This window comes from Mycobacterium sp. (assembly GCF_049673265.1).
GTDB lineage: Bacteria > Actinomycetota > Actinomycetes > Mycobacteriales > Mycobacteriaceae > Mycobacterium.
Map to the genome: position 1 here is coordinate 1 of NZ_JBATXN010000165.1, position 10,779 is coordinate 10,779.

11 protein-coding genes are annotated in these 10,779 nt (G+C 65.2%); 9 read left to right on the forward strand and 2 right to left on the reverse strand.

What is annotated here, in order from left to right; all coding sequences use genetic code 11:
• From nrdF to WBF82_RS05775, 3 genes are all read left to right on the forward strand, one after another.
• A partial coding sequence (gene nrdF / locus WBF82_RS05765) for a class 1b ribonucleoside-diphosphate reductase subunit beta (RefSeq protein WP_424382120.1) occupies nt 1–755 on the forward strand: 755 nt, incomplete at its 5' end.
• A 14-nt stretch (nt 756–769) separates the two neighbouring features.
• Nucleotides 770–1,315, forward strand: a complete 546-nt coding sequence (locus WBF82_RS05770; protein WP_424382121.1) for a hypothetical protein — start codon at nt 770–772, stop codon at nt 1,313–1,315.
• A 149-nt stretch (nt 1,316–1,464) separates the two neighbouring features.
• On the forward strand, nt 1,465–1,794 hold the full coding sequence (locus tag WBF82_RS05775) for a DUF3349 domain-containing protein (protein WP_424382130.1): 330 nt from the start codon (nt 1,465–1,467) through the stop codon (nt 1,792–1,794).
• Here the strand turns inward: WBF82_RS05775 and WBF82_RS05780 are convergent.
• Together WBF82_RS05780 and WBF82_RS05785 are read right to left on the reverse strand one after the other, a co-directional pair.
• Nucleotides 1,783–2,823, reverse strand: a complete 1,041-nt coding sequence (locus WBF82_RS05780; protein ID WP_424382122.1) for an NAD(P)-dependent alcohol dehydrogenase — start codon at nt 2,821–2,823, stop codon at nt 1,783–1,785. The genes WBF82_RS05775 and WBF82_RS05780 overlap by 12 nt on opposite strands.
• Before the next feature lie 118 nt (nt 2,824–2,941).
• On the reverse strand, nt 2,942–4,048 hold the full coding sequence (locus WBF82_RS05785) for an iron-siderophore ABC transporter substrate-binding protein (RefSeq protein WP_424382123.1): 1,107 nt from the start codon (nt 4,046–4,048) through the stop codon (nt 2,942–2,944).
• A gap of 136 nt (nt 4,049–4,184) precedes the next feature.
• Here WBF82_RS05785 and ctaD point away from each other — a divergent pair, with 136 nt between their 5' ends.
• The 6 genes from ctaD (at nt 4,185) to WBF82_RS05815 (ending at nt 10,697) form a co-directional block, all read left to right on the forward strand.
• A complete protein-coding gene (gene ctaD, locus WBF82_RS05790) occupies nt 4,185–5,945 on the forward strand; it encodes a cytochrome c oxidase subunit I (RefSeq protein WP_424382124.1) in 1,761 nt (586 codons plus the stop codon).
• 14 nt (nt 5,946–5,959) lie between these two features.
• Complete coding sequence (gene serB / locus WBF82_RS05795) at nt 5,960–7,195, forward strand: phosphoserine phosphatase SerB (protein WP_424382125.1); 1,236 nt, start codon at nt 5,960–5,962, stop codon at nt 7,193–7,195.
• Nucleotides 7,196–7,326: 131 nt separating this feature from the next.
• A complete protein-coding gene (locus WBF82_RS05800; protein WP_424382126.1) occupies nt 7,327–8,154 on the forward strand; it encodes an ABC transporter ATP-binding protein in 828 nt (275 codons plus the stop codon).
• Nucleotides 8,151–8,981: an NUDIX hydrolase gene (locus WBF82_RS05805; RefSeq protein ID WP_424382127.1), complete on the forward strand. Its 831-nt coding sequence runs from the start codon at nt 8,151–8,153 to the stop codon at nt 8,979–8,981. The genes WBF82_RS05800 and WBF82_RS05805 overlap by 4 nt, the downstream gene beginning before the upstream one ends.
• A complete protein-coding gene (locus WBF82_RS05810; RefSeq protein ID WP_424382128.1) occupies nt 8,978–9,742 on the forward strand; it encodes an enoyl-CoA hydratase in 765 nt (254 codons plus the stop codon). Before WBF82_RS05805 ends, WBF82_RS05810 begins: the two co-directional genes overlap by 4 nt.
• Entirely contained in the window at nt 9,714–10,697 is a 984-nt protein-coding gene (locus tag WBF82_RS05815; protein WP_424382129.1) for a class I SAM-dependent methyltransferase, read from the forward strand. The genes WBF82_RS05810 and WBF82_RS05815 overlap by 29 nt, the downstream gene beginning before the upstream one ends.
• Nucleotides 10,698–10,779 lie beyond the last annotated feature (82 nt).

Genomic DNA, 10,779 nt, shown 5'->3' on the forward strand with positions numbered 1-10,779 from the left:
TCCAGGGCACCGTCGGTGCGGTCAGCCTGATCCCGGACGCGCTCACGCCGCACGAACAGGCCGTCTACACCAACATCGCGTTCATGGAATCGGTGCACGCGAAGAGCTACAGCTCGATCTTCTCGACCCTGTGCTCCACCGCGGAGATCGACGATGCGTTCCGGTGGTCCGAGGAGAATGTCAATCTGCAGCGCAAAGCCGAGATCGTGATGGAGTACTACCGCGGCGACGAGCCGCTCAAGCGCAAAGTGGCCTCCACACTGCTGGAGAGCTTCCTGTTCTACTCCGGCTTCTACTTGCCGATGTACTGGTCGAGCCGGGCCAAGCTGACCAACACCGCCGACCTGATCCGGCTGATCATCCGCGACGAAGCCGTCCACGGCTACTACATCGGATACAAATTCCAGCGCGGGTTGGCCCTTGAGGACGCGGCCAGGCAGGCCGAGCTCAAGGACTACACCTATGAGCTGCTTTTCCAGCTCTACGACAACGAGGTGGAATACACCCAGGACCTCTACGACGAAGTCGGGCTCACCGAGGACGTCAAAAAGTTCCTGCGCTACAACGCCAACAAGGCGCTGATGAACCTCGGCTACGAGGCGTTGTTCCCGCGCGACGAGACCGACGTCAACCCGGCCATCCTGTCCGCGTTGTCACCCAATGCCGACGAAAACCACGACTTCTTCTCCGGATCGGGCTCGTCGTACGTGATCGGCAAGGCCGTCGTCACCGAAGACGAGGACTGGAACTTCTGACCAGCGGATCACTGATGGGTCTGCGGCTATTACTCCAACCCGCGTGGTTGCGATTCCTGGTGTGGGCGTTCGTCTTTGCGGTGGTGTGGGGTCTGTTTACCAGCCTGCAGTCGAGCTATGAGTTCGAAAGCGCCGTGCTATCAGCGATCGTCTTCGGTGCCGCCCTCGGCGGGTACTTCACGTTTGTGACACAAGGTATGCATCGGGCAGCGCTAGAGGCGATAGCCGGATTGGACCAAGCCGGACGCTCCCAGTCAATCGACGCCGTTCTGCACGGTGGTTCGCCTCACGATGCCGATGTGCGGGCAGCCGCGACGCGTCTTGGTAGGGTCCTCCTGCGCAACAGGTCTGCCGATCAACTTCGGCGCGCCGAACGGTGGACGTGGGTGATGTACGTCGTCGTGTTGGCGGCAGCCGCAGCCGCAGCGGCGAGCATTTCCAGCGACCGGCTGTACTTCCTTGTGATTGCCATACTTTGGGCAATTGCCATCCCGATCTCCTTGCTCCGCGGTCGACGCATCCAACGCAATGTCGCGCTGCTCGCCGGAGGCTCCAACTAGCCGGCGCTGACCGGAGCACCGCCTAAACAGATGAACGATGCGTGAATTGTGTGAATGGTTGGCCGCCACGGTAGCGCCGCTGACCCACCTTTCGTGACACTGAGGACGTGGCGATAACACCATCTTCTACGGCAGCCTTTTTCCGTTCGGTGATCCGGTGGCTGCAAGTCGGCTACCCCGAAGGCGTGCCTGGCCCGGACCGCGTGCCGTTGCTTGCGCTGTTGCGCAGCACACCGCTCACCGAGGATGAGATCACCGAAGTAGTCGACGCCATCGACGAGGAGGTCGAGGGCGAGATCCACCGCGACGTGATTGCAGACTTCATCTCGGACATGACGCAATTCGACGCCGGTCCGGAGAACGTCGCACGGGTGGCCGCGAGGCTAGCCGCGGCCGGCTGGCCGCTGGCGGGCATCGCAGCCGACGGGACTTCCAGCGATGCTTCTAACGGGGAAGCTGCAGCCGCCTCACAAGCTTGACGTGTCGATCACGAAGCGGTAGCGAACGTCGCTGGCCAGTACGCGCTCGTAGGCCTCGTTGACATAGTCGGGTTCGATGACTTCGATTTCCGGCGTCACGTCGTGCTCGGCGCAGAAGTCCAGCATCTCCTGCGTCTCGGCGATGCCGCCGATGTTCGAGCCGGACAGACTGCGTCGCGCCAGTGCCAGCGGGAACGCCGGCACCTCCATCGGGTGCTCGGGGATACCCAGCTCGACGAGTGCGCCGTCAACGTCGAGCAGGTTCAGATAGTCGCCGAGATTGAGATTGGCCGAGACGGTGTTGAGGATCAGGTCGAAGCTGCCGCGAAGCTTCTTGAAGGTGTCCCGGTCGGAAGTGGCGTAGTAGTGGCGAGCGCCCAGCCGCAGTCCGTCCTCCATCTTCTTCAGCGACTGCGACAGCACCGTCACCTCGGCGCCCATCGCCGCGCCCAGCTTGACGCCCATGTGACCCAGCCCGCCCAGGCCGATGATGGCCAGCCGCGTGCCCTGTCCTGCTTTCCAATGCCGCAGCGGCGAGAACAGCGTGATACCGGCGCACAGCAGCGGCGCGGCTTTATCCAGCGGCAGCGAGTCCGGGATGCGCACGACGAAGTTTTCTTCGACGACTATCGCCTGGCTGTAACCGCCCTGCGTTGGTGTGCCGTCTTTGTCGACGGAGTTATAGGTGAAAGTTGCGCCCGGCTTGCAGTATTGCTCGAGTCCGGCCTTACAGCTGCTGCACTTTCCGCACGAGTTCACCATGCAACCCACGCCAACGTGGTCGCCCACCTTGTATTTGGTGACCTCCGAGCCGACGGCACTCACCACGCCGGCAATCTCGTGGCCGGGAACCACCGGGTAATTGGGTTGGCCCCATTCGGCTTTGACGGTGTGGATGTCGGAGTGGCAGATGCCCGCGAACTTGATGTCGATGGCCACGTCGTGCGGGCCGGGGTCGCGGCGGGTGATGGTGGTCTTGGTCAGCGGCGCGGTCGCCGAGCTAGCGGCATATGCGGAAACAGTGCTCATCGGTAATCCTCTTGAGTGCGCTTATTTCGCTATCGAATTCTATTGGACCCGACCAGATTAGCATAGATAGACTATGTATTCTGCGCGGTGCGGTGGACATCACAAACCCGCGGGGGTGTTAATTGATCGGCGCGTTGACCCATCGCAGGTCGTCGACCACACCGCGGGCCGCAACGACGCCCTCGCCGGTCTGCCATATTTCGTTGTTCACCACGAACACCCGGTTTTCGCGGGTGGCGGATAGCTTGCGCCACGGGTTGCTGTCGAGGATGGTGGCGGCGCGGTCCTTAGCGGCCGGCGACGCGAACGACACGTACACCAGATCGGCGTCGGCCGCCGAGAAGTCAGGGTTGCCGGCCAAGTCGGCGTCGGTGCTGCCCATCTCGATGTAGGGCTTGTCGGTAAACCGTTGTGCCGCAGGGCGATCCACTCCTACCGCGGTCAAAACGCTGGCCGGGAAGTTTTTGGCGCCGTATATCCGGATGGTGTTCTCGGTAAATTGCACGATCGCCGCCTGGAAGTGGGCGGCGTCATGCGCGGCGCCGTCGTCATGCGCCTTCTTGGTGAAGTCGTCGATTACGCCGCCCGCGGCGTTGGCCCGCCCGGTCGCGGCGCCCACCCCGCGCAGATTGTCCTGCCAGGCGGCGCCCGGTGCCGCGGTGAACACCGTCGGCGCGATCGCGGTCAGCGCCGAATACAACTTCGGTGTCAATGCTTGCGAGCCAAGGATCAGATCCGGTTTGGCTGCCCCGATAGCTGCCAGGTCGGGACTGCTGCGGGTGCCGACGCCCGGCAGGCGGTGCACGGCTGCTCCGAGGTACGACGGCTGCGTCGACGAGCCGTCCGGCAGCGCGGCGGCCACGATCCGCGACTGCAGACCCAGGGCGCACAGGGCGTCGAGTTGGTCGCCCGAAAGTACGACGATGCGCTGAGGGTCGGAGCGCACCTCGACCACCTCGGGCTGCACCCCCGCCGCGTTGTGGGCGGTGCGAGTGGGCGGCCCGGGATCCGGCTCAGCCGGCTGCGGCGCACACGACTCGTCTGGTCGGCGGTGGTTGCCCAGAACTCCGGCGCCCGCGATTTGGGTGGTGCTGGTGATCGCGGGACCGGTGGCCGCCGACGGCACGCCACCGCCGGGCGAGCCCGTCGTGCAAGCCGTGCACAGCACTGCCGAAATCGCTGTCGCAGCGGCGATCGTCGTGGGTCGCATCCGCCTGATCAGCACGGGTCCGACGCTAACATTTGGCGGTCTGATACCCAGTACGACAGTTTGTAGGACCGCCTCCCTCGCCGGGCACCGTCGAACGCTAGACTCAGGAACCACTGATCCCAGTTGCTTTGCCCGACGTTTGGAGGAGCTCTTGACCACCGAAGCGCCCCCGCTGGGAGAACTCGAGGCGAGTCGGCCATACCCGCCCCGAACAGGCCCTAAAGGCAACCTGGTCTACCGGCTGATCACCACCACCGATCACAAGATGATCGGGATCATGTACGTGGTCACGTGCTTCATCTTCTTCTTTATCGGCGGTCTGCTGGCGCTGCTGATGCGGACCGAATTGGCGGCGCCGGGCCTGCAGTTCTTGTCCAATGAGCAGTTCAACCAGCTGTTCACCATGCACGGCACGATCATGCTGCTGTTCTATGCGACTCCGATCGTGTTCGGGTTCGCCAACCTGGTGCTGCCGCTGCAGATCGGCGCGCCCGACGTGGCGTTCCCGCGGCTGAACGCCTTCTCGTTCTGGCTGTTCTTGTTCGGCGCGATGATCGGCATGGCCGGCTTCATCTGCCCGGGCGGCGCTGCCGACTTCGGGTGGACCGCCTATACGCCGTTGACGGACGCCATCCACTCGCCCGGTCCCGGCGGCGACCTGTGGATCATGGGTCTGATCGTCGCTGGTCTGGGCACCATCCTCGGCGGGGTCAACATGATCACCACAGTCGTGTGCATGCGTGCGCCGGGGATGACGATGTTCCGGATGCCGATCTTCACCTGGAACATCCTGGTGACGTCCATCCTGGTGCTGCTGGCGTTCCCGCTGCTGACCGCGGCATTGTTCGGCCTGGCCGCCGACCGGCATCTGGGTGCCCATGTCTACGACTCGGCCAACGGTGGAGTTCTGTTGTGGCAGCACCTGTTCTGGTTCTTCGGTCACCCCGAGGTCTACATCGTGGCGTTGCCGTTCTTCGGCATCGTGACCGAGATTTTCCCGGTGTTCTCCCGTAAACCGATCTTCGGCTACACCACGTTGGTCTACGCGACGCTGTCCATCGCCGCGTTGTCGGTCGCGGTGTGGGCACACCACATGTTCGCCACCGGAGCCGTTCTGCTGCCGTTCTTCTCGTTCATGACGTATTTGATCGCGATACCGACCGGGATCAAGTTCTTCAACTGGGTTGGCACCATGTGGAAGGGCCAGCTGACGTTCGAGACGCCGATGCTGTTTTCGGTCGGCTTTCTGCTGACCTTCCTGTTGGGTGGTCTGACCGGAGTGCTGCTGGCCAGCCCGCCGCTCGACTTCCACGTCACCGACAGCTATTTCGTGGTCGCGCACTTCCACTACGTGTTGTTCGGGACCATCGTGTTCGCCACCTTCGCCGGTACCTATTTCTGGTTCCCGAAGATGACCGGCCGGCTACTCGACGAGCGGCTGGGCAAGCTGCATTTCTGGTTGACGTTCATCGGTTTTCACACCACGTTCTTGATTCAGCACTGGCTGGGCGACCTCGGGATGCCCCGCCGCTACGCCGATTACCTGCCTACCGACGGATTCCAGATGTACAACGTCGTATCCACAATCGGAGCGTTCATCCTGGGCGCGTCGATGATTCCGTTTGTCTGGAACGTCTTCAAGAGCTGGCGGTACGGCGAAGTGGTCACGGTCGACGATCCGTGGGGTTACGGCAACTCGCTGGAGTGGGCCACCAGTTGCCCACCGCCGCGACACAACTTCACCGAGCTGCCCCGCATCCGGTCCGAGCGTCCGGCCTTCGAGTTGCACTATCCGCACATGGTCGAGCGGTTGCGCGCCGAGGCGCACGTGGGGCGCCACGCCACACTCGGCGAGTCGCCGAAGGGGTTCGGTCCCAGGACTGAGCCGGATCGCTCGACTGCTGAACAGTAGCGGCGGCGCCGCGAGTGAACTCACCACCCAAGGTGTCGGTGCTGATAACCGTCACTGGCGTGGATCAGCCTGGCGTGACGTCGGCGCTCTTCGAGGTTCTTTCGGGCCATAACGTCGAACTGCTCAACGTCGAGCAAGTGGTGATCCGCGGCCGGCTGACGTTGGGCGTGCTGGTATCTGCTCCACTGGAAGTCGCCGAGGGCAAGGCGCTGCGAGCCGAAGTCGAGGCGGCCATCCACGAGGTCGGCCTGGACGTCAGCATCGAACGAAGCGACGATCTGCCGGTCATCCGGGAACCGTCGACCCACACGATCATGGTGCTGGGCCGGCCGATCACCGCCGAGGCGTTCGGCGCGGTGGCCCGCGAGGTTGCCTCGTTGGGCGTCAACATCGACGTCATCCGCGGCATCTCCGACTACCCCGTCACCGGCCTGGAGTTGCGCGTCTCGGTACCGCCGGGGGTCGGTGCCCAGCTACAGGCCGCGCTGACACGGGTGGCCGCCGACGTGGGCGTGGACGTGGCGCTGGAAGAATCCGGCTTGTCCCGGCGGGCCAAACGGCTGATCGTGTTCGATGTCGACTCGACTCTGATCCAGGGCGAGGTCATCGAGATGCTGGCCGCCCGGGTCGGCGCCCAGGATGCCGTCGCCGAGATCACGGAGGCCGCGATGCGCGGCGAGCTGGACTTCACCGAGTCGCTGCACCAACGGGTCGCCACGTTGGCGGGTTTGCCCGTCGACGTGCTCGACGACATCGGCGACCAGTTGGAGCTGACCCCGGGCGCGCGCACCACGCTGCGCACCCTGCGCCGGCTGGGCTACCACGTGGGCGTGGTTTCCGGCGGCTTCCGCCAGGTCATCGAACCGCTGGCGCATGAGCTGATGCTGGACTTCGTCGCCGCCAACCAACTGGAGATCGTCGACGGCAAAATCACGGGCCGGGTGATCGGCCCGGTGATCGACCGTGCCGGTAAAGCCAAGGCGCTACGGGACTTCGCGCATCAGGCCGGCGTGCCGATGGAGCAGACCGTCGCGGTCGGTGACGGCGCCAACGACATCGACATGCTGGCCGCCGCGGGCCTGGGAATCGCATTCAACGCCAAGCCGGCGCTGCGGGAGGTCGCCGACGCGTCGCTGAGCCACCCCTACCTGGACACCGTGCTGTTTTTACTCGGCGTCACCCGCGGCGAGATCGAGGCCGCCGACGCGGTCGACGGCATGGTGCGCCGCGTCGAGATCCCGCCCGAATAGCTGCTCGCAAGGGCCTGACCCGGCAGCCGCCGCGGCCTCCCGGTACGGCACGATGGTCGGGTGGGCGAAACCGGAAGCCGGAGGTGAAGCCCGAGGATTCGCGAGAATCCGAGGGTAGAACCGACCAAACAATGAACGCAGCCGACCCCGATCTGCTCATCGACTTCAACGACGTTTCGCTACGCCGGGATGGCCATGTGTTGGTCGGACCGGTGAGCTGGTCGGTCGAGCTCGACGAACGCTGGGTGATCATCGGGCCCAACGGTGCCGGAAAGACGTCGTTGTTGCGCATTGCCGCAGCCGCCGAGCACCCATCGTCGGGCGTCGCCTATGTGCTTGGTGAGCGCCTCGGCCGGGTCGACATGTCCGAGCTTCGTTCCCGGGTGGGCCTGAGTTCCACAGCGCTATCGCAACGGATCCCCGGCCATGAGGTGGTCGGGGATCTGGTTGTGTCGGCCAGCTACGCGGTGCTCGGACGGTGGCGGGAACGCTACGACGACGTCGACTACCACCGGGCGATCGACATGCTAGAAAGCCTGGGCGCCGAGCATCTGGCCGATCGGCCGTACGAAACGCTTTCGGAGGGCGAGCGCAAGCGGGTGCTGATCGCGCGGGCATTGATGACCGACCCCGAGTTGCTGCTGCTCGACGAACCGGCCGCCGGCCTGGACCTCGGTGGCCGCGAGGAGCTCGTGGCGCGGCTGACCGACTTGGCCGCCGACCCTGACGCTCCGGCGCTGGTCCTGGTGACGCACCACGTCGAGGAGATTCCGCCGGGCTTCAGCCACTGCATGCTGCTGTCGGAGGGACGGGTCGTCGAAGCGGGTTTGCTGACCGACGTGCTGACCAGCGAGAATGTATCGGCGGCGTTCGGCCAGGGCATCACGGTCGACCTGATCGACGGGCGTTACTTTGCTCGGCGCACTCGCACCCGCGCGGCCCACCGGAGGCGGTCATGATTTCACCGAAAGATCAGCCCCCGCTGACGCCTCGGCCCGCCGCGACCGTGATGCTGATCCGCGAGGGCCCCGAAACCCCAGACGGTGTGTCCGTCTTCTTGATGCGCCGCCACTCGGCGATGGAGTTCGCTGCCGGGGTGATGGTGTTTCCCGGCGGCGGCGTCGACGACCGCGACCGCAGCGCCCCGATCGCCTGGGCCGGCCCGCCGCCGTCGTGGTGGGCGCAGCGGTTCGGCGTCGAAACCGACCTGGCCGAAGCGCTGGTGTGCGCGGCGGCCCGGGAAACCTTCGAGGAATGCGGCGTGCTGTTCGCCGGCCCGGCCGACGACCCTGCCGGCATCGTCGGCGACGCATCGGTATACCGCGAATCCCGGCTGGCGCTGGCAGACCGGACGCTGTCGTTCGCCGACTTCCTTCGCCGGGAGAACCTCGTTTTAAGGGCTGACCTGCTGCGGCCATGGGCCAACTGGGTGACTCCCGAGGCCGAACGCACCCGTCGCTACGACACCTACTTCTTCGTCGGAGCGTTGCCGCAGGGTCAGCGCGCCGACGGGGAGAACACCGAATCCGATCACGCGGGGTGGACCACTCCGCAGGCCGCCATCGACGACTTCGAGGGCGGCCGCTGCTTTCTGTTGCCGCCGACCTGGACCCAGTTGGATTCGCTGGCCGGACGGACGGTCGCCGACGTGATGGCCGTCGAACGTCAAATCGTCACCGTGCAACCGAACCTCGAAATCGACGGCGACAACTGGATATTCGAGTTCTTTGACTCCGATCGCTACCACCAAGCGCGCAAAGCCGGCGGACACCGATGGCGGCCGTGAGCGAGTTCGTCAGCATCCACGTGGACGCGGCGCGCCCGGGCGTCGGCACCGTGGTGCTCTCGCGGCCGCCCACCAACGCGATGACCCGGCAGGTCTACCGGGAGCTCGGCCATGCCGCCGCCGAGGTCGGCCACCGCGACGACATCGCCGCGGTGATCGTCTTCGGCGGCCACGAGATCTTCTCCGCCGGCGACGACGTGCCGCAACTGCGCACGCTGGCCGCCTCGGAAGCCGAGACCTGGGCACGAGAGCGTCACGATGCCGTCGACGCCGTCGCGGCGATCCCCAAGCCGACTGTGGCGGCGATCACCGGTTATGCACTCGGCGCCGGCTTGGGGCTCGCGCTAGCCGCCGATTGGCGGGTCAGCGGCGACAATGTGCGATTCGGTGCGACCGAGATTCTGGCCGGTTTGGTGCCGGACGGCGTCGGTATGGCGCGGCTGACCCGCACGGTCGGTGTCAGCCGGGCCAAGGAGCTCGTGTACAGCGGCCGGTTCTTCGACGCCGAGGAGGCGCTGGCTCTGGGCCTGATCGATCAGATGGTGGCCCCTGATGACGTGTACGACGCCGCGGTGACCTGGGCAGGCCGGTTGGTCGACGGTCCGCCGTACGCGCTGGCCGCGGCCAAGGCCGGCATCGATGAGGTGTTCGAGCTGGCTGCGGACGCGCGGCTGGCAGCCGAACGGCGCCGCTTTGTGCACGTGTTCGCCCACGCCACTAAGCTGGCCCCTCGTGACGAGGAGTTCGAAGGTCGCCGGTGACCCGGCGCCGCAACCGCATGCCACCGCCGAGCAGGTTGAGGCCGCCCGCCACGACAGCAAGCTGGCCCAGGTGCTCTACCACGACTGGGAGGCGGAGAACTATGACGAGAAGTGGTCCATCTCCTATGACCAGCGTTGTATCGACTACGCGCGGGACTGCTTCGACGCCGTCGTCCCCGACGATGAGATTTACCGTATGCCGTACGACCGTGCCCTCGAATTAGGTTGCGGTACTGGCTTTTTCCTGTTGAACCTGATCCAGTCCGGGGTCGCGAGGCGCGGTTCGGTCACCGATTTGTCGCCGGGAATGGTCAAAGTCGCAACCCGCAACGGGCAGTCGCTCGGTTTGGACATCGATGGCCGGGTCGCCGACGCCGAGGGAATCCCGTACGACGACAACACGTTCGACCTGGTGGTGGGACATGCTGTCCTGCATCACATTCCGGATGTCGAGCTGTCGCTGCGCGAGGTGCTGCGGGTGCTGCGACCCGGCGGTCGGTTCGTTTTCGCCGGCGAGCCGACCTCTGTCGGTGATGGCTACGCCCGGACGTTATCGACCCTGACCTGGCGGATCGCCACCAAAATCACCAGGCTGCCCGGGCTGGGTAGCTGGCGGCGTCCACAGGCCGAGCTCGACGAATCGTCGCGCGCCGCGGCGCTGGAGGCCGTCGTCGACCTGCACACGTTCGACCCGAGTGATCTGGAGAAGATGGCCGCCTCCGCCGGTGCGGTCGACGTCGAGACTTCCACCGTCGAGTTCACCGCCGCCATGCTGGGCTGGCCGCTGCGCACGTTCGAGTACGCGGTACCGACCGATCGGCTTGGCTGGGGCTGGGCGAAGTTCGCGTTCACCAGCTGGAAGGCGTTGAGCTGGGTTGACGAGAACCTGTCTCGCCGGGTGGTGCCGAAGGGCTGGTTCTACAACGTGATGATCACCGGGGTCAAGCCGTCCTGAACTTCGGGCTCGACGACGTTGCTTACCTGACATCGGATGCGGGCTGCACTGCGCTGAGCGTCGTGGATGGGTTGCCCTTAAC

Excerpts from the sequence above, each read along its gene's own strand:
- WBF82_RS05770 (WP_424382121.1), top strand. The coding sequence starts at position 770 with ATGGGTCTGCGGCTATTACTCCAACCCGCGTGGTTGCGATTCCTGGTG.
- WBF82_RS05780 (WP_424382122.1), bottom strand. The coding sequence starts at position 2,823 with ATGAGCACTGTTTCCGCATATGCCGCTAGCTCGGCGACCGCGCCGCTG.
- WBF82_RS05800 (WP_424382126.1), top strand. The coding sequence starts at position 7,327 with ATGAACGCAGCCGACCCCGATCTGCTCATCGACTTCAACGACGTTTCG.
- WBF82_RS05805 (WP_424382127.1), top strand. The coding sequence starts at position 8,151 with ATGATTTCACCGAAAGATCAGCCCCCGCTGACGCCTCGGCCCGCCGCG.